Source organism: Anaerolinea thermophila UNI-1 (genome assembly GCF_000199675.1).
In the GTDB taxonomy this organism is placed as follows: Bacteria; Chloroflexota; Anaerolineae; order Anaerolineales; family Anaerolineaceae; genus Anaerolinea; species Anaerolinea thermophila.
On sequence record NC_014960.1, the window covers coordinates 694,526 to 719,707 of the forward strand.

18 protein-coding genes are annotated in these 25,182 nt (G+C 57.7%); all 18 read left to right on the forward strand.

The features are described 5' to 3' along the window. The first annotated feature begins 13 nt into the window (after positions 1-13). Positions 14-751 (forward strand): hypothetical protein, encoded by a 738-nt coding sequence (locus ANT_RS03210; protein WP_013559072.1) that lies wholly within the window; start codon positions 14-16, stop codon positions 749-751. 13 nt (positions 752-764) lie between these two features. After that, entirely contained in the window at positions 765-1,493 is a 729-nt protein-coding gene (locus tag ANT_RS03215; RefSeq protein ID WP_013559073.1) for a hypothetical protein, read from the forward strand. 10 nt (positions 1,494-1,503) lie between these two features. Further along, on the forward strand, positions 1,504-2,328 hold the full coding sequence (locus tag ANT_RS03220; protein WP_013559074.1) for an SDR family oxidoreductase: 825 nt from the start codon (positions 1,504-1,506) through the stop codon (positions 2,326-2,328). Continuing rightward, positions 2,322-3,557 carry an acylneuraminate cytidylyltransferase gene (locus ANT_RS16775; protein WP_013559075.1) on the forward strand — a complete coding sequence of 412 codons (1,236 nt, stop codon included), beginning with the start codon at positions 2,322-2,324 and terminating at the stop codon, positions 3,555-3,557. Before ANT_RS03220 ends, ANT_RS16775 begins: the two co-directional genes overlap by 7 nt. A 22-nt stretch (positions 3,558-3,579) precedes the next feature. Further along, on the forward strand, positions 3,580-4,452 hold the full coding sequence (locus ANT_RS03230; RefSeq protein ID WP_013559076.1) for an N-acetylneuraminate synthase family protein: 873 nt from the start codon (positions 3,580-3,582) through the stop codon (positions 4,450-4,452). 12 nt (positions 4,453-4,464) lie between these two features. Further along, positions 4,465-6,075, forward strand: coding sequence for a capsular polysaccharide export protein, LipB/KpsS family (locus ANT_RS03235; protein ID WP_013559077.1), 1,611 nt, complete (start codon positions 4,465-4,467; stop codon positions 6,073-6,075). 2 nt (positions 6,076-6,077) lie between these two features. After that, the gene (locus tag ANT_RS03240; protein ID WP_013559078.1) at positions 6,078-6,773 is read left to right on the forward strand and encodes an acylneuraminate cytidylyltransferase family protein; all 696 of its coding nucleotides are present in this window, start codon (positions 6,078-6,080) and stop codon (positions 6,771-6,773) included. A 7-nt stretch (positions 6,774-6,780) separates the two neighbouring features. Beyond that, positions 6,781-7,749: a phosphoglycerate dehydrogenase gene (locus ANT_RS03245; RefSeq protein ID WP_013559079.1), complete on the forward strand. Its 969-nt coding sequence runs from the start codon at positions 6,781-6,783 to the stop codon at positions 7,747-7,749. Positions 7,750-7,754: 5 nt separating this feature from the next. Continuing rightward, positions 7,755-9,404, forward strand: coding sequence for a DUF8728 domain-containing protein (locus ANT_RS03250; protein ID WP_013559080.1), 1,650 nt, complete (start codon positions 7,755-7,757; stop codon positions 9,402-9,404). Further along, complete coding sequence (locus tag ANT_RS03255; protein ID WP_013559081.1) at positions 9,382-10,158, forward strand: SDR family NAD(P)-dependent oxidoreductase; 777 nt, start codon at positions 9,382-9,384, stop codon at positions 10,156-10,158. The genes ANT_RS03250 and ANT_RS03255 overlap by 23 nt, the downstream gene beginning before the upstream one ends. Before the next feature lie 13 nt (positions 10,159-10,171). Next, on the forward strand, positions 10,172-10,975 hold the full coding sequence (locus ANT_RS03260; protein WP_013559082.1) for a 6-hydroxymethylpterin diphosphokinase MptE-like protein: 804 nt from the start codon (positions 10,172-10,174) through the stop codon (positions 10,973-10,975). Positions 10,976-10,987: 12 nt separating this feature from the next. Beyond that, on the forward strand, positions 10,988-11,923 hold the full coding sequence (locus ANT_RS03265; protein WP_013559083.1) for a glycosyltransferase family 2 protein: 936 nt from the start codon (positions 10,988-10,990) through the stop codon (positions 11,921-11,923). A gap of 2 nt (positions 11,924-11,925) precedes the next feature. After that, positions 11,926-13,428, forward strand: a complete 1,503-nt coding sequence (locus ANT_RS03270; protein WP_013559084.1) for a glycosyltransferase family 39 protein — start codon at positions 11,926-11,928, stop codon at positions 13,426-13,428. A gap of 6 nt (positions 13,429-13,434) precedes the next feature. Next, the gene (locus ANT_RS03275; RefSeq protein ID WP_013559085.1) at positions 13,435-14,952 is read left to right on the forward strand and encodes an ArnT family glycosyltransferase; all 1,518 of its coding nucleotides are present in this window, start codon (positions 13,435-13,437) and stop codon (positions 14,950-14,952) included. After that, positions 14,952-16,379, forward strand: coding sequence for a DUF6056 family protein (locus tag ANT_RS03280; protein WP_013559086.1), 1,428 nt, complete (start codon positions 14,952-14,954; stop codon positions 16,377-16,379). Before ANT_RS03275 ends, ANT_RS03280 begins: the two co-directional genes overlap by 1 nt. Positions 16,380-16,389: 10 nt before the next feature. After that, a complete protein-coding gene (locus ANT_RS03285) occupies positions 16,390-17,163 on the forward strand; it encodes a glycosyltransferase family 2 protein (RefSeq protein WP_013559087.1) in 774 nt (257 codons plus the stop codon). Between the two features lie 122 nt (positions 17,164-17,285). Next, the gene (locus ANT_RS03290; RefSeq protein WP_013559088.1) at positions 17,286-18,188 is read left to right on the forward strand and encodes a GGDEF domain-containing response regulator; all 903 of its coding nucleotides are present in this window, start codon (positions 17,286-17,288) and stop codon (positions 18,186-18,188) included. A gap of 27 nt (positions 18,189-18,215) precedes the next feature. After that, complete coding sequence (locus ANT_RS03295) at positions 18,216-25,175, forward strand: GAF domain-containing protein (protein WP_013559089.1); 6,960 nt, start codon at positions 18,216-18,218, stop codon at positions 25,173-25,175. Positions 25,176-25,182 lie beyond the last annotated feature (7 nt).

The window sequence follows — 25,182 nt, forward strand, 5'->3', positions numbered from 1 at the left end:
GGAGAAACGCGGAATGAAACGCTTGCAATTTCATGGGTGGATGGGACTGCTGGTGCTGACGATGCTGGTGGTGAGCGCATGCACCCCGCCAGCGCCCGCGGCTACTCCCACCCCGGTTTCGACGGATACGCCTCAGCCTTCGGCGACGGCAACCCCCACGGCTACGCTCACGCTGACGCCCACCGTCACGGCTACACCTACCCAAACCCCCACCTCAACCCTGACTCCCACGCTTGCGCCGTCCTTTGAGCAGGCTAAGGTCATTGAACTGCGTTATCAGACCGTAGGCGGGTATCAAATCACCATGGTGGTGCCGGCTGTCAATGCCCCTTACAACGTCATCCTGGGCGGGATTAACTTCAAATGCTCTTTTGATGAAAAGTACCCGGATCGGTTGTTCTGCTTTGGCTTGGCAAAGCCGCCTATGGATCAATCCATTACGCTGGCTTTCCTGCACCCGGACACGGGTAAGGTGATTTATCAGGGCAAAATTGTGCTGGATTCCCGGGCTTTGCCTACGCCGGTTCCATCGGGATACAGTCAGTATGATTGTCCGGATCGCGGCAAGAACGTCACCTGTGAGATTGAGTGTCGTATTGCGCCGGATGGCGTGCCCTGTATGGTAGCCACCTGTTTCGATGCATGCGGTCCGTATTACTCGGTGCATACCTGTCCGGAGGACGTTTCGCAGTGGAACATGTGCAACGATGAACTCTTGAGGGAGATGAAATCCCGCTACAACATTCCATAGAGGTGCTTCAACAATGAAAAAAGGTTGGATGGTTGTTGTTTTCTTGGTAGTTTTCCTGCAAGCCTGTCAGCCTCAGATGGTGTCTTCTCTCCAACTGCCCACCAATACCAGTGTGGTTATTCCTACAGACACGGCTGTTCCCTCGGCGACGGCAACTCAGACCCCTACCATGACTCAAACGCCTACCATGACGCCCACGGTCACGCAGTCCCCTGCTGCGACGCCGATGGCGCGTTTTAACGAATTGAAGCTGCTGTTGCTGGAAAACAAACTGGGCGGCTGGACGATGCAGTGGGTTCTGCCTGGCGTTCAAATTCCTTTGAAACTTTTGCTGGACAACCGCGAATATACCTGCACGGTGGATGTAAAGTACCCAGACCGTCTCTTCTGTCAGGGGCTGGCTCAACCTGCGCTGGAGCGTCCCATTACATTGGTCTTTGTGAACCCGGAGAACGGTAAAGAGATCTACCGTACGGAATTTATCATCCCTGTGGCTTTGTTGAAGCCCCCCACGCCGGTCGGCTATGCTCAGACCAACTGCCCTGACCGCGGAAAGAACGTTTCCTGCGAGACGGAATGCCGCATTGCCCCGGATGGAACGCCGTGTATTGTAGCCACCTGCGTGGATGCCTGCGGACCGTACTTCTCGGTGCATTCCTGCCCGGATGACATGCCGCTCCCTTCGCATTCCTGCACTGCCGAACAATGGGTGGCAATGAAGAAAAAGTATCAGATTCCGTAAAAGAGGAAGTATGAGCGATATTTTTGAGAAATTCAGTTTGAAGGGGCGCGCCGCGATTGTCACCGGCGGCGCTGGATTGCTGGGCATGGAGTTCTGCCGTACGCTGGGACAGGCAGGCGCTTCTGTGCTGGTGGCAGACCTGAACGCCGAGGCGGCATACCGCACTGCAGAGAGCCTGCGCGCTGAGGGCTTGACGGCTTTACACGCTGTCGTGGATGTCACCCAGCCCGAATCGGTGCAGGCGATGGTGGAAGCCTGCGTGGACGAATTTGGCTCGCTGGATGTCATCGTCAACTCTGCCGCCATGGATCCCAAGTTCGACGCCTCGCAGGCGGGCAAACACACCAACGCCTTTGAGGATTACCCGCTGGAGATGTGGAAGCAAGCCCTGGATGTCAACCTGACCGGTGTGTTCCTGTGCTGTCAGGCGGCGGCGCGTCAGATGGTAGCGCAGGGCGGGCGCGGTTCGATTATCAATATTTGCTCTACCTATGGGCTGGTGCCCCCCGATCAGCGCATTTATGAAAAGCCCGGTCAGCCCAAGCAGTTCAAGCCGGCTTTCTACACCGCCACCAAAGCCGGTGTGCTGGGCTTGACCAAGTACATTGCGGCTTATTACGCTGGCACGCAGATTCGTGCCAACTGCCTCACTCCTGGCGGTGTGTACAACAATCACGATGAGACCTTCGTGCGCAATTATTCCTACCGTACCATCATGGGACGCATGGCTCAGCGCGACGAGATGAATGGTGCTCTGCTCTTCCTGGCTTCGGATGCCTCGTCTTATATGACCGGCGGAAACATTATCGTGGATGGAGGCTGGACGGTATGGTAGATGCCAAGCCTGAAGTCCTTGCCATCATCCCGGCGCGGGGCGGTTCCAAGGGCATTCCCCGCAAGAACATCAAGTCCTTTGCCGGTCATCCGTTGATTGCTTATTCCATCGCCGCAGGTGTGCAGGCGGAGAGCGTCACCCGGGTGATTGTTTCCACCGATGATGAGGAAATTGCCACGGTGGCACGGGAGTACGGCGCGGAAGTGCCTTTCCTGCGCCCGGAAGAACTGGCGCAGGATCAGACGCTGGATTTACCCGTCTTTCAACATGCCCTGCGCTGGCTGGAAGAACACGAAGGCTATCGCCCCGAAGTGGTGGTGCAATTGCGTCCCACTTCTCCGGTGCGCCCGCCCCATCTGGTGGATGAAGCCGTGCGCATCCTGCTGGAACATCCCGAAGCCGATTCGGTGCGTGGGGTGGTTCCTGCGGGACAGAATCCCCACAAGATGTGGCGAATTGACCCGCAAAGCGGGATGATGAAAAATCTGCTGGACGTACCTGGTGTGGATGAGCCTTACAATGCCCCCCGGCAGATTCTCCCGCCGGTATACTGGCAGACCGGACACATCGACGCCATTCGCCCGCGGGTGATTCATGGTGGTTCGATGAGCGGCAGGATCATCCTGCCGGTGATGGTGGATCCGGCGTACACGGTGGACATTGACACGCCCAAGGATTGGGCACGCTCCGAATGGCTGGTATGGTACAGTGATCTGGAAATTGTTTATCCCGGACGCCGCCGCCGACCGCTTCCTCAGCGGGTGGATCTGGTGGTACTGGACTTCGACGGGGTGATGACCGACAACCGGGTTTGGGTGAACGAGGAAGGGCGCGAAATGGTCGCCGCCAATCGCTCCGACAGTTTGGGGCTTGGCTACCTGCGCCGCGAAGGCGTGAAGGTGGTGGTGCTTTCCACCGAAACCAACCCGGTGGTGGCGGCGCGTTGCCGCAAGTTGAACCTGCCGGTTTATCAGGGCGTTGCCGATAAAGCCGCGGCACTGCCGGGAATTTTGCAGGAAATGGGGGTATTGCCTGAAAACACCATCTACGTAGGCAACGACAGCAACGACATCCCCTGCTTCCCGCTGGTAGCCTGTGCGCTGGTGGTAGAAGACGCACAAACGGCAGCACGGCGGGCAGCGGATATCATCCTGACCCGTAAGGGCGGTCACGGCGCGGTGCGGGAAGTCTGCGACATCCTGCTTCAGCGCATGGGGAAATTTGCATAAATTCAAACAGAGGAGTGGAAAAATGGCACGAGAAGTGAAAATTGGCAACCGCATGGTCGGAGACGGACATCCCACTTACATCGCGGCTGAAATCGGTATCAATCACAACGGCGACCTGGATATTGCCAAGCGCATGATTCTGGAAGCCAAGCGTGCCGGGGTGGACTCGGTCAAATTCCAGAAGCGCACCCCGGAAATCTGCGTCCCGCGTGATCAATGGGACATCATGCGCGAGACCCCCTGGGGTTACATCAGTTACATTGAGTATCGCCGCAAGATGGAGTTCGGGCTGGAAGAGTACAAAGAGATTGACCGCTACTGCAAAGAAGTGGGGATTGACTGGTTTGCCTCGGTGTGGGATGAGCCTTCGGTGGACTTTCTGGAGCAGTTTGACCCTATTGCCTACAAAGTGCCCTCGGCGGCACTGACCGATCACGGCTTGCTGAGTAAACTGCGCGAGACCGGACGCCCGGTGATTCTCTCTACCGGCATGTCCACCATGGAGCAGATTCGTGCTGCGGTGAGTTTGCTGGATATGGATAAACTGGTGATCACCCATGCTACCAGCACTTATCCGTGCGACCCGGAAGAACTCAACCTGCGGGTCATTGAGAAACTGCGCGCCGAGTTTCCCTGCCCGATTGGCTACTCCGGACATGAGGTGGGCTTGATTCCTTCGGTGGTGGCGGTAGCGTTGGGGGCTTGCCTGGTGGAGCGCCACATCACGCTGGACCGCGCCATGTGGGGCTCGGATCAGGCGGCATCGGTCGAGCCGCAGGGCTTTGAGCGCCTGGTCAAGTACATCCGCGTCACCGAGGTGGCGCTGGGCGATGGCGTCAAGCGTGTTTATCCCAGCGAACTGTCTTCGCTGAAGAAACTGCGCCGCTTCCAGTAGGGAGGAACGGGTTTGAAACGTCTGGTGAAACGCATCGAACACGGTTTGCGCCGCCGCTGGGTGCATGGGCAGGCAAACCTGCGCCTTGCCGCGCTGGATGAGGCGGTGCGCCGTGCGTCTCCGCGTGCGGATGGTACGGCGCCAGTGGTGTTGTTCAACGCTTCAACCCGCCTGCAGGGGATGAGCCTGAACGCGGGGTTTCAGCGGGTGACCGCCTGGGCGCTTCAAATGGCGGGCGTGCCGGTGGTGCATTTCGTCTGTCAGGGCGGGATGAGCCGCTGTGTGCTGGGGACAAAACCCGATGACCCGGCGGCTCTGCCCCCCTGTGCGGAGTGCATTGCGCAATCACGAGCCATGTATGCGTATAGTAATGCGCGCTGGTTCCTGCCTGAACGGGATGACGCGCTGGAGCGCTCCCTGTCCGGGTTGAATTTGCCAGAGTTGATGTCCTTTGAATGGCAGGACCTTCCTCTCGGCGCGCTGTGCCTGCCGGGACTGCGTTGGGCGTTGCGCCGTCACCATCTCTACGACGATGATCCTACCCGTTTCCTGTACCGCGAGTACATCCTCTCAGCGTATCGGGTGGCGCGGGCATTCCGTGCCCTGCTGGACGAAGTTCAGCCGCAGGCAGTGGTGGTGTTCAATGGTATGTTTTACCCGGAGGCAACCGCTCGCTGGGTTGCCCGTCAGCGCGGCTTGCGGGTCATCTCCCACGAGGTAGGCTTGCGTCCTTTCACGGCTTTCTTCACCACTGGCGATGCTACTGCTTACCCCATCGACATCCCGGCAGATTTCACCCTTACCCCCGAACAGGAACAGCGTCTGGATGCCTATCTGGAACAGCGCCTGCAGGGCAACTTTACCATGGCGGGGGTGCGCTTCTGGCCTCACATGCGCGGTTTGGAAGCCGACATGCTGGAAAAGATTGCCCGTTTCCGCCAGATGGTGCCGGTCTTCACCAACGTCATTTTTGATACCAGCCAGCCCCATTCCAATGTTTTATTTTCCAATATGTTTGAGTGGCTGGATCAGATACTGGAAGTCATCCGCAGGCACCCGGAGACGCTCTTTGTGATTCGGGCACATCCGGATGAATCCCGTCCGGGCAAAGCCTCGCGGGAGAGCGTGGCGCAGTGGGTGGACTCGCGCGGGGTGAAGCAACTGCCCAACGTGCATTTTGTCGATTCGCACGAGTACATCAGTTCGTATGAGTTAATTCAGCGCGGCAAGTTTGTTGCACTGTACAATTCAACCATCGGTTTGGAGGCTTCACTGATGGGCGCGCCGGTGCTGTGCGCCGGACGGGCGCGCTTTACCCAGATTCCCACCGTCTTTTTCCCCGCTTCGGCGGAGGAATACCTTCGGCAAATGGAAGCCTTCCTCGAAACCGAGACTATTGAAGTCCCGCCGGAATTCCGCCAGAATGCCCGCCGCTTCCTCTATTACCAACTGTACAGGGTTTCTCTGCCGTTTGATGAATTTCTGGAAGAAGACGGCGTATGGAACGGCTACGTGCGGGTGAAAGACCTGCCGCCGCAAGCTTTTGACCCGCACCAGTCGGCGGTGTTGCAGGTCATCGTCAACGGGATTTTGCACGATACCCCCTTTGTCCTGGAGGGATGAGCATGACGACAGCATTGAATCGGGTCGTGGCATTGGTGCCCATGCGGCATCATTCCGAGCGCGTGCCGGGCAAGAACTACCGCCCGCTGGCGGGCAAACCCCTGTACCGCCACATTCTGGATACCCTGCTGGCAGTCCCGGAGATTTCCGAAGTGGTGATTGATACCGACAGCCCGGTGATTCTGGAAGGACTGGCACGCGATTATCCGCAGGTGCGTGCCATTGAGCGCCCTGTCCACTTGCGGGATGGCGGTATTCCCATGAATGAAATTCTCATGCACGATACCTCGCTGGTGCCTGCGGATCTCTACCTGCAAACCCACAGCACCAACCCGCTCTTGCGCGCAGAGACCCTCTCCCGCGCCATTCAGACTCTGCGCGGAGTGTACCCGGCGTATGACTCACTCTTTGGCGTGACCCGCTTGCAGGTGCGCTTGTGGGATCAACTGACCCGTCCGATCAATCACAACCCTGCCATCCTGTTGCGCACGCAGGACTTGCCGCCGGTGTACATGGAAAATTCCTGCGTCTATCTCTTCACCCGCCAAACGCTGGAACAGCGCCGCAACCGCCTTGGCGAGCGCCCCTACATGTTTGAAATTTCCCAGGAAGAAGCCTGGGATATTGACGAAGAAAGCACCTTCCAGATGGTGGAATTCCTTTTACTTGGCAGACAGGCAAAAAATCAACAAGGATGAGGTGACCATGCCGACCGTATTGCTCTCTGCTCCCTACATGATTCCGGTGGTGGACCGTTTCCGACCGGTGTTTGCCCATTATGGTCTGGAAATAATTGTCCCGCCGGTGCGCGAACGCCTGGAAGAAGCGGAACTGCTGGAATACGCCGGACAATTTGACGGCGCAATTTGCGGCGATGACCGCTTCACCGCCCGCGTCATTGAACGCTGTCTGCCGCGCCTGAAGGTCATCTCCAAATGGGGCACGGGGATTGACTCGATTGACCACCAGGCGGCTCAACGTTTGGGCGTGCAGGTGCGCAATACCCCCAACGCCTTTACCCTGCCCGTCTCCGACAGCGTGATGGGCTACATTCTGGCGTTTGCCCGCCAAATCCCCTGGATGGATCGGGCGGTCAAAAGCGGGGTATGGGCGAAACTGCCCGGCTATTCCCTCAGCGAGCGTACCCTGGGTGTTGTTGGGGTGGGAAATATTGGCAAGGCGGTCATCCGCCGCGCGCGTGCCTTTGGCATGAAGATTCTGGGCAATGACATTGTGCCGATTGCGCCGGATTTTATCCTCGAAAATGGTGTGGAGATGACCTCTCTGCATGATTTGCTGGAGCGCAGTGACTTTGTCAGTCTCAATGCCGACTTGAATCCCACCAGTTATCATCTCATCAATGCCGAAACGCTGGCGCATATGAAGCCCACTGCCGTGCTGATTAACACCGCGCGCGGTCCGCTGGTAGATGAGCCGGCGCTCATCCGCGCGCTGGAAGAAAAGCGCATCGCTGGGGCGGCACTGGATGTCTTCGAGATTGAACCCCTGCCGGAGGATTCCCCCTTGCGGCGCATGGAGAATGTTTTGCTGGCGGCGCACAATTCCAACTCCAGCCCGGCGGCGTGGGAGCGGGTACACTGGAACACCATCCGCAACCTGCTGGATGGCTTGGGCATTCCTCACGAAGACCTTGCGCAGTGGATGCAGTCCTGAGATAAATGAAAAAGCGTCTTTCCGAATCTCTGTTTTTCCTGATTGTGCTGGCATACCTTGCCTATGGCGTGGTGTTCCTGCTCAAGATGGTGGTGGAGATTGATGGAAAGCCCTACTTCCTGCTTTTTGACGACGCTACCATCTCGATGACGTATGCCCGCAATCTGGCGCAGGGCTATGGGCTGGTATGGAATCCCGGCGGCGAACGGGTGGAAGGGTTCACCAACCTGTTGTGGGTACTGTACATGGCGCTCTTTCATCTCTTCCCCATTCCCGAAAACTGGATGGCGCTTCCCATCCAACTCACCGGGCTGGCGCTGGTGATTGCCAATCTCTTTGTGGTGCGGCGCATTGCCGAGCGGCTTGCTCCCGGCAATCTCTGGGTGATGGTGCTGGGGGTGGGGATGACGGCTTTCTACTATCCCCTGACCAACTGGTCGCTGATCGGCACGGAGGTCAGCGTTATCCTGCTGGGGGTGAGTGTCTCGGTCTGGCTGGCGCTGGAAATCCTGAACGATGGGCGTTTCCGTCCGGAGTTGTACCTGTGGATGGGACTGCTTACCCTCGTGCGCCCGGATGCGGCGGTGGGCTTCCTGACGGTGTGGGGCTTTTTGCTCTGGTTTGATTCACGCAACCGCCGTGCCCATTTGCTTTGGGGTACGGGAATGTTCCTCCTGTTCATGGGGGGGCAAACCCTCTGGCGGTGCTGGTATTACGGCGAATGGGTGCCGAATACCTACGTGCTGAAAATGGAAGGGCTACCCGCATGGGCGCGTATTCGCCGCGGATTGGTGGCTTTCTATCATTTTACGTTGGGCATGTTCTTCCCGCTGGTGCTTTTCCCTCTGTCCCTGCCGTTTTTCCGCCGTGATCGAAAGGTGTTGTTGCTGGCACTGGTCTTTCTGGCGCACTGCGCCTACAGCATTTATGTGGGCGGGGATGCCTGGGAGCACCGCGGCGGCGCCAACCGTTTCATTGCCCCAGGCATGCCTGCATTTTTCCTGCTCTTTGCCCTGACTGCCTGGCACTGGATGGACGGGATTCGCCGGTGGGTGCAGAGTCGTTTTTCTTCGCTCAAGGTTGGTGTCAGCGCATTGGCCGGGGTGGGGCTGGCGGCGTTTGCCCTGGCTTCCCTGCTGATGATGAACCGTCTGGTCAACAACGGCTGGTTGTTAACCAACCTGCGCAATCCCGAAAAAGGCGCATTGCGCTTTTTCCTGCTCTACGAGCGTTCCATTTACGTTCCCGGCAGTCTGCGCTATGCCCGAGATGGATTGCTCATTCGTGAAGTCACCACTCCTGAGGCAAAGGTGGCAATGGTGACGGCGGGAAATATCTGCTACTTCGCCCACCGCACCTGCATTGACCTGCTGGGCAAAGCCGACCCGTACATTGCCCGCGCTCCCATTCAGGTGCCGCCCGATGCCGACTGGCAAATTCTGCGTCCGGGGCATATTAAATTCGATTATGAGTATTCCATCGGCATTTTACAGCCCGATGTGGTGGTAGAACTGCTGGAAAGCACGTATGATATTGGTGAGCGTTATTTGACGGACTATGAAAAGGTCAAACTGAACGGTCACTGGATGTATTTCCGAAAAAATTCAACGGCTGTGAACTGGGAGAGGTTGTATGTCCTTCGAGAAGACTCATGAACCCCGTTATATGCTCATCACCGGCGCGGCGGGCGGTATTGGGCGGGCAACCGTCAAGGTGTTTGCCGAAGCCGGCTGGGTGGTGATTGGCGTGGACCGCCGTCCCTTTGGGGAAGATTTTCCCCAAAATGGCTTGTTCATCCAGGCGGATATTGCCGACCCTGAAGCCCTGCGCGGCATTTACGACCAGGCAGCAGCGTTTACGCATACGCTGGACGCGGTCATCAACAATGCGGCGATTCAGATTGCCAAACCCCTGCTGGAAACCACCGCAGAAGAGTGGGATCTGGTCATGGCGTCCAACCTGCGCTCGGTCTTTCTGGGCGCCAAACTGGGCTATCCCTTGCTGAAGGCGGGCGGCGGCGGGGCAATCGTTAACGTCTCGTCGGTGCATGCTATTGCCACCTCGGCGAACATCTCTTCCTATGCCGCCAGCAAGGGCGGACTGCTGGCGCTGACCCGCGCCATGGCGATTGAGTTTGCTCCCGATAACATCCGCGTCAACGCCATTCTGCCCGGTGCGGTGGATACGCCCATGCTGAGGATGAGCATGCAGCGCGGCAGTCTCACCGGTTCGGATGTGCTGGACCGCCTGGAAAATCTGGCGCGCAAGACCGTCAATGGACGGGTTGCCCAGCCTGAGGAAATTGCCCGCTGTATTTACTTCCTTGCCGACAGCACCCAGTCCTCGTTCATGACCGGGCAGGCGCTGGTGGTGGACGGCGGGGCAACTGCCCGACTCAGTACGGAGTGAAGAGGAAAAAACCATGCTGGACTCGCTGAAAAAAGCCATCCCTGTCCCGGTGCGCCGCGCTATTGGCGAGACGCTGGACGCCTTTGACCGCGCCCGTCAGATGCCTGCGGCAATGCTCCATCCCTGGCGGCGCGATACCATGGAGCGCCTTGAGGCTTTGCACAACCGCCATAAGGGCGAGCGCTGTTTCATCATTGGCAATGGCCCCAGTTTGCGCCATACCGACATGAGCAAACTGCGTGGGGAGTACACCCTGGGGATGAACCGCATTTATCTCATGTTCCCCGAATTGGGTTTTCAGACCACGTATTACCTTTCCGTCAACGACCTGGTCATCGAGCAGTGCGCCGCCGAGATTCAAGCCCTCAAATTGCCGCGCTTTGTCTCGTGGCGGGCGCGCCGCTGGTTAACCCCTGAACCCGACCTGTACTTCCTGTGGACGACCTACACCGGTCCTAAATTTGCTACCGACCTGCGCGGCCGGCTCTGGGAAGGCGCAACCGTGACCTACACGGCTCTGCAGACGGCGTATTACCTGGGCTTTTCGGAAGTCATTTTGATTGGCGTGGATCACAACTTTGCCACTCAGGGCAAACCCAACACCACCGTGGTCTCGCAGGGCGATGACCCCAACCATTTCTCTCCCGCGTACTTTGGCAAAGGCTTCCGCTGGCAGTTGCCCGACCTGGAAACCTCGGAGCGGGCTTACCGTATGGCGCGCGAAGCCTTCGAGCGGGATGGTCGGCGGGTGCTGGATGCTACCGTGGGGGGCAAATTGACTGTCTTCCCTAAAGTGGGTTACGAGACTCTCTTCTAGGACGTTTTCCCCATGCCCCCGCTGGTTTCGATTGTCACCCCGTCCTTCAATCAAGCGCCATACCTGGAGCAGACCCTGCGCTCGGTGCTGGAGCAGGATTATCCTGCTATCGAGTACTTCGTCATGGATGGCGGTTCTACCGATGGCAGTGTCAAAATCATTCAACGCTATGCTCGTCGGCTGGCGGGGTGGGTGTCTGAACCTGACCGCGGGCAGGCGGATGCCATCAACAAGGGCTTTGCCCGCGCCCATGGGGAGATTGTGGCATGGCTCAATTCCGATGACCTGTACCTGCCCGGCGCTGTTCGGGCGGCGGTGGAAATCTTTGAGCGCCATCCGCAGGCAGGGATGGTGTTTGGAGACGTGGTCTCGATTGACGGCGAGGGCAATCCCATCCATGTGATGACCTTTGGGGATTGGGGGCTGGAAGAGTTAATGCAGTTTCGCATCATCAGCCAGCCGGGGGTGTTCGTGCGCCGCCAGGTGCTGGAACAAGCCGGCTTACTGGATTTGTCCTATCATTATCTACTCGATCACCATCTCTGGTTGCGCTGTGCGCAGGTAGCGCCGATGGTGTATTTGCGTCAGCGGCTGGCTTGCGCCCGTTTTCATCCGCTGGCGAAGAATGTGGCGCAGGCGGCGCGTTTTGGGCAGGAAGCCTACCGCCTGGTGGAGTGGATGGCGCAGGAACCTGTCCTGTCGGAGCGTTTTCGCCGTCTGGAAAAGCCCATCCGTGCGGGAGCGCACCGCCTCAATGCCCGCTATCTGCTGGATGCCGGGCTGATTCGTCCTGCGGCGAGCGCCTACACCCGCAGTCTGCTCACCCATGCGCCCACCGCGCTGGTGGAGTGGCGGCGCATTCTCTTTGCCTATGCCCGTCTGCTGGTCAACGTTGAAGGGTTGAAGCGTCTGTACCTGCGCGCGCGGCGCAGACGCATGAGGTTATAACGATGACACTCCGCGGAAACGCTGTGGGGCAGGAACTGCGCAGTGTTTTTTCGCTTGTGCCTTTCTCGCGCGGTGAACGGTGGTTTTTACTGTTCGTCACCCTGAGCGGGATGCTGGCGCGCCTGCCTTTGCTCTCGCGTCCGATGGTGCATGATGAAGCCTACACCTACGTGGCGTTTGCCTCGCGCCCGTTGCTGGCAGTGATTTCGGACTATCATCTTCCCAACAACCACATTTTTCATACCCTGCTGGTGCATCTTGTGACGGCATGGCTGGGAGCGCACCCCTGGACGGTGCGCCTGCCGGCGTTCCTTGCCGCGGCGTTGTGCATCCCTGCGCTGGCACTGCTGGGTGCGCGCCTCTATTCCCCCCGCGCGGGATTGCTGGCGGCGACTCTGCTGGCAGGACTGCCGGTGCAAGCCCTCTATGCTACCAATGCGCGCGGTTACAGCCTCTATACCTTCTTTACGCTGGCGCTTTTCCTGCTGGCGCAAGTTCTGGCGCATCGTCCGTCAGTTTCTCTCTGGGCGCTTGTGGCAATTGTGGCGGGGCTGGGCTTCTGGACAGTCCCTTTCATGGTGTATCCCTTTGCCGGGGTGATGCTCTGGCTGGCTATGACCCTGTGGGACGGAGAAAATCGCTCTTTTGCCCGCTGGATGAAAAAAGTTGCACTTCCCTTTTTGGGGGTGACGTTAGGCGTGGGACTGCTGGTTGTGCTGGTGTATCTTCCCGTTGTCCTGTGGGGTACGGGATGGCGTTCGCTGGCGGGCAATGGTTTTGTCCAGCCGCTGGAGTGGGGAGCGCTCTTTCCGACCGCGCTGATGCGTTTGCGGGAAACCGCCGATGAATGGACGCTGGGACTGCCTGCCTGGGCAGGCTGGGGCATTTCAGCGGGAGCGCTGATGGCTATGCTTCTTCATTCCCGTTTCAGCCGGGAGCGTTTTTCTCCCCTGCTCATGGCTGTCATCGGCGCGTTTGGGGTGTGGCTCATCCAGCGGGGCAACCCCATGGCGCGCCTGTGGACGTATCTCATCCCGTTGTGGGTGCTGGGCGGCGCAGTGGGCTTGTGGCAGTTGTGGGCATTCCTGCGTCAGCGTCTGCTCTGGCTCTCCCGTTTTGAAGGGGCGGGAGCCGTAGTGCTTCTGGTGGTTCTTTCGGTATCTTCCCTGCGCGCTTTTTCGCTTCACGCTGGAGAGGTTCAGCAGGTAGCGGATTTGCTGGTCAAAGAAGGGTCAACGCAGTTTTTCGCCGCCGCAGGCACACCCGATGATGCGCCATTGTGGTTTTACCTCATGGAAGCGGGGGCAGGGCGGGAAACGTTTGAGCGTAAACGCATGAACTCCCCTGAGAGCATTTTTGTGGTGGTGCGTCCTTCTGAGGAGCAAACCCCGCAGAGCGTGCTGGCAGAGCGTGGCTTGGATGAAAGCCTGTGTGCGCCTCAGACTTTGCATTTGTGGCAGGTGGTTGGCGGGTTGCAGGTGTATCGCTGTGAGAGGCAGGACTGAACGAAAATGATGGAAAAGCATAGAGGCTTTTCACGGTTCTGGAATCGCCGTACAGGTGAGGTGCTTTTCGTCCTGGCATTGCTTGCGCTGGGACTGGTGATTCGCCTGTACGATGTGGATGACCCGCCGCTGGATTTTCATCCCACCCGTCAACTGCATTCGCTCATCCTCGCGCGGGGTATGTACCTGCCCGAGGCGCCCAATGTGCCCGCCTGGCAGAAAGAACGCGCCCGCCTGCAAGCCCAGGCTGAGGGCATCGTCGAACCGCCAATTCTGGAAATGCTGGTGGTGCAGACGTATCGCCTGCTGGGGCGGGAAGTGCCTTTCGTGGGCAGGTTGTACTCCCTCAGTTTCTGGGTGCTGGGCGCGCTGGGTGGTTTTTTGCTCATGCGCCGTTGGCTTTCTGTGCCGGTGGCGGGGGTGGGGCTGGGTTTGATGCTCTTCTTCCCGTATGGGGTGATTGCTAGCCGTTCGTTCCAACCCGATTCGCTGATGACCGCGCTGATTCTCTGGTCGCTTTGGGCGCTGGCGGGCTGGCGGCAGACGGACTCATGGCGCTGGGCACTTGCCGCAGGGGTGTTGAGCGGGTTGACTCTGCTGGTCAAAGCCACCGGGGGCTTTTTGCTGTTCTTTCCACTGGCGGTGTTGCTCTGGGCGGAGAGGAAACGTTTCTCCCGCCGTACCTGGATGCAGTTGCTGGGAGTGGGTGTGCTGGCATCTCTGCCCTTGCTGGCGTATTCCCTCTACGGCTGGTTTGTGGCGGGGTATCTGCAACAGCAGATGAGTTTGCGCTTCTTCCCGCAGTACTGGCTTGACCCCGTCTTTTACCTGCGCTGGGCAAGTTTGCTCGTCCAAACCTTTGGCTTGCCCTGGCTGGTATTTGCCCTGCTGGGGACGATGGTTTTGCCCGTGCCTCTGCGAGCCGTTGCTTGGGGCGTCTGGCTGGGATACCTGGCGCTGGGATTGGCGCTCTCGCACCACATTTCCACCCATGATTATTACAGTCTCCCGCTTGTGCCTTTCCTGGCGTTGGGAGTGGCTGGGCTGATGCAGGTGTTCCTGGAACATTTGCCTGGGCCGCGCCGATGGTGGCGCGCGGGGGCGGCGCTGGTGTTGATTGCAACGGCAGGCTGGATGCTTTACGAGTCCCGTACTATCCTTAAAAAAGCAGACTACCGCGCCGAACCGGCTTTCTGGCAAATGCTTGCCGGGCAGATGGGTGATGATGCCCGCGTGATTGGCTTGCTTCCCGATTACGGCGCGCGTCTGACGTACTGGGGCTGGATCACTCCCGCCAACTGGTGGACGCAGGCAGAAGTGGACTTGCGCCGCCGCGCCGGTCAGAATGTGGATGTTCAGGCGTTATTGCAGGAACAAACCCGCGGCAAGGACTTTTTTGTCATTACCTTGATGGACGAGTTTCAGCGCCAGCAGGAATTACAGCAATTTCTGGCGCAATATCCGCTCTTTCGCCAGGGTGATGGTTATCTGATTGTTGATTTGCGCACAAAGCGAGGGAATTAATGGATCCACAATTGAGCCGTCGAAGGGGATATGATGCACCCCGCGCTGTGCAGTGGCTGGCGGTGGGAACGTTTATCATGGCGCTGGCATTTCTGGGTTATCTGGGCACGTATGCGCGCTACTGGGCAGATGACTACTGCTATGGGCTGGTTGCGCGTCAGTCGGGGCTGTGGCAGGGCTTGCTGGAATGGTACACCCTTTCGGGCAACCGCTTTTCTGCCTTTGCGCTGGTGGCTTTGCTCGAGCCGCTGGGACTGAATGGCGTGCGCTTCTTGCCTGCGGCGGTGCTCTTGCTCTGGGTGATTAGCGGCTATGTGTTCCTACAGGAACTGCTGGGACTTTTCCGGGTAAATTTTTCCCGCCGCGGTGTTTTGCTCCTGGCACTAATGCTGGTGTTTTACAGCGTGTTCCTTGCCCCCGACCGCTTGCAGACGCTCTACTGGCGAATGGGCACGCTTCACTATACCCTGCCTTTACCCCTCATGGCTTTGACAGGTTGGACGCTGTTGCGCGCGTCTCGCCAATCGGCCTTGCAGGGCTGGCGCAGGCATCTGTACCTTCTCCTTGGACTGTGGACGTTCTTTATCGGAGGGCTTTCGGAAACCACCGGCGCTTTGCAGGTGACTTTCCTGGTTCTGCTGGGACTGGGAGTCTGGTACAAGAGCGCCTCTATAACAAAATCGTTCTGGATTGGCTGGCTCTCTGCGCTGGCGGGTGCGTTGCTAGCGCTGGGGGTGATGCTCCTTTCGCCGTCCAATGCCTGGCGGCAGGCACAGCTCCCGCCGCCTCCCAGCCTCTGGGCATTGGTGACGTTTACCCTGCGGTATGTGGTGGACTTCGTGGTATATTCGCTGCGCGGAATGCCAATCCCGCTGGGAGTACTGGCTTTGACGGTGTGGGGGCTGACCATTCTGCAGTCGGGAGAGCGCATTCCCTACAAAAAAGGTTTGGCGGGGATTGGCTTATCTCTGGCGATTGGCGCATTATTCTTGCTTTCCAGCATGGCGCCCAGCGTGTACGCTGGATTGCAATACCCTACCGGCCGCGCCTTGATGCCTGCACGCTTTATCTTCATTTTTACCTTCATGACGATTGCCTGGATGCTGGCAGGAATGATGCGTTCCTCTCCATCTGTTCCGGGGATATGGCGCTGGCTGGCGATCGGGGCGCTGTTGCTGGGAGCGTTGTACCCCATGCGTGGGGTGTTGAACCTGCAGGCAGAATATCAGGGGTTAAGCCTGCGTGCCCAGCGCTGGGATGAGCGCTATGCCCATATTACTCAAGCCCTCGCGCAGGGGGAGCGCACGGTGACGGTGAAGGAAACCGATGTAGTCATGGGGCTGGAGGACTGGAACGCCGGAGGCAACTGGGTAAGCACCTGCGCCGAGCGGTATTATGGTCTGGAACACCTCGAAATTGTGCGGTAAGGGAGGTCAAATGACGCTGGTAACCATTGTGACGCCTTCGTTCAATCAGGCGCGGTTTCTGGAAGAAACCATGCTTTCGGTGCTTCACCAGGATTACCCTCATATCGAGTATATTGTGGTGGACGGCGGCTCGACCGATGGCAGTGTGGATGTCATCCGGCGTTATGCTGACCGCCTTGCCTGGTGGGTTTCGGAACCTGACCGCGGGCAGACCGATGCCATCAATAAAGGGTTTGCTCATGCCCATGGCGAGATTCTGGCATGGCTCAACTCCGATGACACCTATCAGCCGGGAGCGGTGCGCGCCGCAGTGGAGGCGCTGGAAAAACATCCCGAAGCCGCTATGGTGTACGGGGATGCTCATTATATCGACGAAAACGGCAGGGTGATTGGGCGTTTCCCCGCCGCCCAGACCGATTATCGCCGTCTGCGTCAGGGGTACGTGCATATTCCCCAACAAGCCGCGTTTTGGCGCGCCTCGTACTGGCGGCAGGTAGGTCCGCTTGATCCGACGTTTTACTTTGCCATGGATTACGACTTGTGGGTGCGGCTGGCGGCGCTGGCGCCGCTGGTGTACATCCCCGGGCAGGTGTGGGCAAATTTTCGCCTGCATTCGGATGCTAAAACCATCTCCGCCGATGATCGTTGCTGGCCTGAGATGTTGCGGGTGCACCGCCGCCTGGGTGGTGGGTGGTTTGCCCCGATTGTCTTCAAGTATTATCTTCGCCGCCTGGTGGCGCCGTATATTCGCTGGAAGCGCAAGCGTTTATTTACAAACGGCTAACAAAAACGATTTGGTGGGTATAAAATGGTTTTCTATATCCCTGTCTTATAATACAATACAGGTGGTGCCCAAAGTACATCCGCACTGAGAGATTGTCATGCCTGTTTCAAAGGGAGGCTCGCATGGGTAAAGCCCGTCTTTTGATCGTAGAAGATGATGTGGATATCTCCAACATGTTGAAGATCTACTTCAGCAGCCAGGGCTATGATGTGGAAACTGCCCTGCGCGGCAGCGATGCGCTGGAAAAGACCCGCCAGAACATGCCCCACTTAATCGTGCTGGACATCATGCTCCCGGATATCAATGGGTACGAGGTTTGCCGTCAACTGCGCACGACCACCCGCACCAGCCATATTCCGGTGATCTTCCTGACTCAAAAGGATGAACGCAGTGACCGTTTGCAGGGGTTGGAATTGGGAGCGGACGATTACATTACCAAGCCCTTTGACATCGATGAACTGCGCTTGCGTGTTCAGAATGCCATTTCCCGTTCGGAGCGCGAGAGCCTGACCGACCCGCAGACCGGCTTGCCTGCAGGGCGAATGATTGAGGATCAACTGCGCCAGGTCATTCGCCAGCCGCGCGGGTGGGCATTCCTGGATGTGCGCATCAATTACTTTGAGCCGTTCAAGAATGTCTACGGCTTTATTGCGGGCGGCGATGTTCTGCGCTTTACTTCCATGTTGCTGGGCGAAGTGGTGGATGAACTGGGCACGCAAAACGATTTTGTTGGACATGCCGGCGGTGATAACTTTATCATCATTACAGCAGAAGACCGCGCCGAAGCCATCAAACAGCGCGCCAAGGAACGCTTCAAGGAAGAAGTTCTCACCCACTACAACTTCATGGATCGCCAGCAGGGCTACATTCTCGCTCCAGATGAAGAAGGGAAAATCGAACCCACTCCGTTGATGACGCTGGCGGTGGGGGTGGTTTCGCCTGCTACCCACTACTTTGCCGATATTCGGGAAATCACCGAACTGGCGGCAGAAGAACGGCGCAAAGATGCCGCCAATGAGCGTTAAATCTTTATTGTTGATTTGACGGTTGACGTGAACGCACTCGATCTGGGGCTGATTTTCATCATTACAGGATTGGTCTTCTTTGGCGTGGTGCGCCTGCTGGCGCAAACGGCGCCAAAAATGCGTCCCATGCCTGAAGGGGACTTGTTGAAAAGCCCTGCTGGGAATGGCGATGAAGCCGTACTGGTCATTGAAGCCGGCGGACGGGTGCGTTCGCTGAACGCCCGCGCCCGCGAAGTTTTTCAACTGCGGGAAGACGAGACTCCCGATTTGGAGCGTTTGGTGCGCCATGCCCGCCCAGTGGATGCGTTCATGATGTTATGCGCCGGACAGGGACGGGCGCGTTTTGTTTTGAATGGGCGTTTTGCCGAAGGTTCTTCCTATGCGCTGACTTTTCAGCAGGAAAAACTGGTGCTGGTTTCCCTGCGTTTCCCCGAACTCACCGGGTTGACCGAGGGAGGTGATCAGGGGCTTTCTTCCCAGACCCTGCAAACCTTTACCGAACTCACCCGTGCCATGGCAGCCAGCCTCGATTTGGAGAAAACCCTCACTGCTGTGCTGGAGGGGGTGGAGAAAATCGTCCCTGCCGATTATCTGGAAATTGGGGTTTGGGATAGTGAGATTCGTCGCTTTGTGTTCTTTCAATTGAACTGGGTTTCCAGCAGTGAACGGCGCCTGGAACAGGATCCTGTGGTCGGCACACCCGGCGAGGGGTACACGGGGTATTTATTCCAGGAACGTTCCCCGTTGCTGGTTTCGGATGTGTCACGGCGCATGGATGTACGTCCCGCCGAAGGGCGAATGCCTGGAATGCGCTCGTTCCTCGGTTTGCCGCTCATGGCAGAGGGTGAGTTTGTCGGCACGCTGGAACTGGGCTCGCGGGTGGTGGGAGCATTTCGCGAAGAGGATCTGGGACTGATTCGTCTGCTCGGCGAGCAAGCGGCGCTTGCCATTCGCAATGCCTTGCTTTTCCGTGAAGAAAAGAAACGCAGCAGCGAGTTGAGCCGTTTGTCGCAACTCACCCAGGCATTTGGTTCGATGCGCGATCCCAAGAGCCTGTTTGCGCGGCTGGTGGAAAATGTGGCTCAACTCATCAGAGTCCATGTGGCGGGGTTCCTGCTTTACCATGAAGCCCAGCGCATTCTGGAAGCGCAGGTGCCTTTCTACGGGTTGCCCGATCAGATTGTGGAACTGTACCGTGTCAATGTGGGTATCAACAGCCCGCTGGAAAATGCCCTGCTCGAGCAGGATGTTTTGCTCAGCGAAGATGCCAGTGCGGATACCCTTTGGGAAAACCTGGGGCTGGCGTTTGTTGCCCAGGCTGCCAGTTTACATGAGACAGTGCTGGTGCCTCTGCAGTCGGGCGGACGCATGCTGGGGTATTTGCAGGTCTCTAACCGTGTTGAGGGCGGCTCTTTCACTCAGTCGGAATTGAACCTGCTGATGATTGTTGCCAATCAGGTGGCTTCGATTATCGAGAATGCCCTGCTGGTGCAGCAGTCCCGCCAGCGCGCTCAGCGGGCAGAAGCCCTGCGTCAGATCGTCAGTCTGACCAGTTCCGCCGCCAATCTGGATGAAATTCTGCAATTTTCGGTTCAGGAACTGGCGCGTTTACTGCGGGCAGAAGTAGGGGCGGTCTTCCTGATGGATCAAGCCCGTACAATGCTCAGTTTACACCGTGCTTCTTTCTTTGGTCCTCCCGTGGAAATCCCTGAGCGCGCCACACGCTTACAGGTGGACGATGCCCAATTCCCCTTCACCATCACCGAGTCTCAGGAAGTCCTGCGGGTGGGATTGATTAGCGATGAAGTGCCCATTATTCCCTTCTACCGCCATCTGCTCAATTTGTGGAAGGTGCGCTCGGTGCTGGCGGTGCCTTTAGTGGTACGCGGTTTGGGGGTGGGTGAATTGTGGTTTGGCAATTCTGGCGAAGATGCGTTTGATGCCCTGGATGTTCAGTTGGTGGCTACGGCTGCAGGACAGTTAGCGGGTGCCGTGGAGCAGATTTTCCTGCGCGAGCAAACCGATGAGAGTTTGCGCCGCCGGGTGGAGCAACTGATCTCCATCACCCGCATCAGTCGGGAATTAAGCAACTCGCTGGACCTGGATACTACTCTGAAGGTGATTCACAGCGAAGCGGTTCGGATTACCGGCGCCGATTGTGGTTCAATTCTTTTCTTTGATCCCAAGCAACCAGAAGAAGGACTGCCGGTTGTCCGCAGGGTGTATGGCGATGCCCACAGCGGGGAATTGACCGCTCTGGAACTGCGCGCGCTGGAAACTTTACAGGGTGTGCGTGAAGAGGATTTTGAGCGGGAAGGCATCACGCCACCCCATGCAGGTGTGCGATCCGGGTTGGCAGTGCCCATTCTCATCCGTCAGGTACTCGGAGGGGTAATTTCCCTGCACGGTTTGCGCCCTGGTCAGTTTGACGAAAATGCGCTGGAAATGGCGCAATCCTTAGCCGTGCAGGCGGCTGTAGCGTTGCGCAATGCCGTGCAATTTGAGGATGAGAGCCGCCGCAGTGCCTTGCTCAAACGTGAACTGGATACTCTGGCGGAATTGCTGGAGGTCTCCCGCTTCCTGCGACCTGACTTGCCTCTGGAAGAGTCTCTGGTAGCCATTGGCGGTGCCATTCGACAGGCTACACCGTTTCAGGTGAATGTGATCAGCGTGTATGAGCCTTCGGATGGCACGCTGAGACGGGTATGCGCCACCGGATTGACCCTGGAGCAGTGGGAAGAACTGAAATCACACGTTCAACCCTGGGAAAGTTTGCGTTCTCTCCTGCGCCCCGAGTTCCGCGTGGGCAATGTGTATTTCATTCCGGCGGATCGCTCGCCGTCCATCCCCGCTGATGTTCATGTGCTGGAGTTTGAGCAACCTACCACGGATGTGGGAAAAGATGCCTGGAATCCCGAAGATTTCCTGCTTGTCCCGTTGTACGACTCAGCGGGCAATCCTTTGGGCTTAATCAGTGTGGATATGCCTTCTGATGGGCGGCGTCCTGACCGTCCTACCTTTGAGGCTTTGGAAATCTTTGGCGTCCAAGCCGGTTTAATGATTGAGAGCCACCGCCGGGTTTCCATGTTGGAAGACCGCCTGAGTGAACTGGAAGGTGAGCGCGAGCGCTTGACCCGGGCGGCGGAAGCGGCGCGCCTGAACATGCCGGTGCTGTTACGCCGCGATCTGGATCACACCCTGGAACTGCAGGACCTCAACCGCCGGATTGAGCGCATCCGCGCCTCGCTGGAAATTGCTGCGCAAGCCAATGCTCAGGATGATGCCTTTGCGGTTCTGCGTACGCTGGCGCAGGGATTGCTCACCCGTTTTGCGTTACAGGTGGCGCTGATTGCCGAACGTACCCCCTCTGGCGTACGCTTGATTGAAGTGTTGGGCGCTGTCCCGGAAGGCTGTAATGTTGAAGCCCTGTTTGGTCAGCGTAATCCGCTTCGCCATTTGCTTCAGACGGGTGCGGAGCAGGGCAACGCTTTGCTGGTTGCCAGCCTTGACGCTAGTCCCGACTGGCATCAGAGCGCACTGCTCAACGGGTTGGAAGCCAAAAGTTTTGTGGGTTTGTACCTGCCGGGCAGAAGCGGCAAACGCTATGGTGTGCTGGTCGTTGGACGCCGCACTCTGGGGGCTTTCTCGGAAGAGGATCGGCGCATTTTTGAGCAATTAGCCCGCCAGGTGAGTACCGGTTTGCAAAACCTGCAATTGCTGGAAGAGACCCGCCGCCGCCTGGAAGAAGTCAACTACCTGCTGGACTTTAGCCTCAAACTCAGCACCCTCAAACCTGAGGAAATCTTCCGTTCGCTGGTGGAAAGCGTGCGCGAAGTTCTGCCACAAGCCCAGGCGGGCTGGGTGGGCTTGTTCGATGCTGAACGAGCCGTCATTACCCCACAGGTGGCTTCCGGGTATGTGGATAATGAGGCGGCGTTGAAGACTACCTATAGTCTGGTGAGCACAACCGGTCTGCTGGGTGATACCCCGCGCCTGCTGATGTTGCGCGTTTTGCGTACTGGCGAGCCTGTGCGTGTAGCCGAAGTGGATTTCCCCACCCAGTATCACCTCTCTCCCGAAGACCTGTTGAATTATCGACAAGCCACCCGAGGGCGTTTGCCCATCTCCTGCATGATGTTGCCCTTACGCCTGGCTGATAAAGTCAGCGGTGTGCTGGTGCTGGAAAATTTTGAACAGCCCGATGCCTTCCATGAGGATGATGAGGCTCTGGCGTATTCCTTTACCCAGCAGGCAGGGTTGGCGCTGGAGAATGCCCGTTTGTATCAGACGGTGGAAATGCGTGCCACCCAACTGCAAAACCTGACGCAGACTTCCAGCCGTTTGACTTCCAGCCTGCAACGCGAGGAACTGGTTTCGCAGTTGCTCGATTTGCTGGGCAGGGTGGTGCCTTACGATACCGCCACCCTCTGGCTGCGGGAAGGCAACCTGCTCACTGTCTTCTCGGCGCGTGGCTTTGAAGATGACCAGAGCCGGTTAGGCATCTCAGCCGCAGTGGAAGACAGTTTACTCTTCCGCGAGATGATTCAAACCGGCGCGCCGATTGCGGTCAAAGATGTGCGTTCCGATGTGCGCTTCCCCTCACTGGTGCCGCCAGATCGGCTTTCCTGGCTGGGCATCCCGTTGATCGTCAAAGGTGAGGTTATCGGGTTGATTGCCTGCGAGAAGAAAGAAGTGGGCTTCTACACGGATGAGTATCTCCAGGTGGCAACCACATTTGCCGGGCAGGCAGCCGTGGCGCTGGAAAACGCCCGCCTCTTCGAGGAATCGGTACGGCGTGCCGCCGAGTTGGATCAGCGCTCTCAGCGCCTGGCATTGCTCAATCGTCTCTCTGGAGAACTGGGACAGTCGCTGGATATCCCCTACATCCTGCGGGCGACGGGAGAACACCTGCGCGAAGCCCTTCGTGCCGACGTTGTGGCTTTTGTGCTGGTTTCCCCCGATGGGGAAACTTCTCTCGAATTGGAAGAACCTGTTCAGCCGGGAGTGTCTTTGCCGGTGGTTCTCAGAGACGTGCCTCTACTCCGTCACCTGAAGGACACTCAGGGCATCTTCAACTCCGATCATCTGGCGGAAGAAGCCTACCTGGGGGGCTGGTATGACGATTACTTTAAGAAGCGTGGTATTCAGTCCCTGCTCATCGTGCCGTTGATTGCCGCCAATACCCTGCATGGCTGGATTCTCCTGCAAAAGCGGGAAACCTATCGCTTTGCGGTGGCAGAAATCGAACTGGCGCGTACCGTGGCGAATCAGGCGGCTATTGCCATCCAGAACGCCCGTCTCTTTGAGGAAACCCGTAGTCTTACCGAATTCCTTGAGAAACGGGTGGAAGAACGCACCAGCGAACTGCGCCGCGAACACCAGAATTCGCAGACTCTCTTGCGGGTCATCAGCGAACTCTCTACCAGCCTGGATATGGATCTGGTGCTCAACCGCGCGCTGGGGGTCATCAACGATTCGCTGGGCTCAAACGAAAGTCTGGCTTTCATGTTGCAGAGCAATGGCAAGTCCTTCCGCGCCGGAGAAAATCTGGTGGCTACCTGGGAGAGCGCCGGACGCAAGGTGGCTTTGGAGCGGGAAATTACCATGCTGGTAGCCAAGAATCGCAAAGCCCTGCTCCTCTCCGACGTGCTGGCAGACTCGCGCTGGCAGATTCCTGCGGAAGAAACGCCTACCTATCGCAGTGTGCTGGCGGTGCCCATTATCATGGGTGAGGAAGTGCTAGGGGCTCTCCTGTTACTCCATCGAGAGGTGAACTACTTCCATGAAAACCAAATCCCGCTGGCAGAAGCCACAGCGCGGCAAATTGGCATTGCGATTAACAATGCTGAACTCTTCAACCTGATTCGCGATCAATCGGAACATTTGGGGAAGATGCTGCGCGAACAGCAAATCGAAGCCAGCCGCTCCCGCGCTCTGCTGGAAGCCATTGCCGATGGGGTGCTCGTCACCGATGGCGAGGGCAAGATTACCCTCTTCAACGCTTCTGCCGAGCGCATCCTGGATCTGCGGGCGCAGGAAGTGATAGGCCGGTCGCTGGAGCAGTTCTCCGGCTTGTTTGGACGGAGTGGGGCGAACTGGGTGCGTACCATTCGCAACTGGTCAAAAGAGCCCAAATCCTACGGCGGGGAGTTCTTCGCCGACCAGTTTGACCTGGACAACGGCAAGGTGATTGCCGTCCATCTGGCGCCGGTGTTCTGGCGTTCTCAGTTCCTGGGCACCGTCAGTATTTTCCGCGATATCACCCATGAGGTGCAGGTGGATCGCATGAAGTCCGAGTTTGTTGCGAATGTCAGCCATGAACTGCGTACGCCGATGACCTCTATCAAGGGCTATGTGGAAATCATGCTCCTGGGGGCTACTGGTGAACTGACCCCGCAACAGCGTCATTTCCTTGAGATTGTTAAGAACAACACCGAGCGTCTGGGTGTTTTAGTTAATGACCTGTTGGATCTTTCTCGCATCGAGTCGGGGAAGATCACCCTCAATATGACCGATTTGAACCTGCGCCTGCTGGCAGAAGAAGTCATGGAGTACGTCAGCCGTCGTTCGCAGGAAGAAGAAAAGCCGATGAACTTCTCGCTGGAGGTTGAGGAAAACCTTCCCACTGTACGTGGCGACGAAGAACGCATCCGTCAGGTGATAACAAATCTGGTGGTTAATGGGTACAACTATACACCCGAAAACGGACATGTCTGGGTACGCATCTTCCGCAATGATGGCGAGGTGCAGGTGGATGTGCAGGACGATGGCATTGGCATCAGTATCGAAGACCAGGAGCGCATCTTTGAACGCTTTTACCGCGGCGAAGACCCCCTGGTGTTGAAGACCGCAGGGACCGGTCTGGGCCTGGCGGTGGCAAAGACGATTGTCACCATGCACAACGGACGCATTTGGTTCAAGAGCAGTGGTATTCGTGGAGAAGGCAGTACATTCTCTTTCACTTTACCGCTCAATCCTGTGGAGTGAGGCGAAG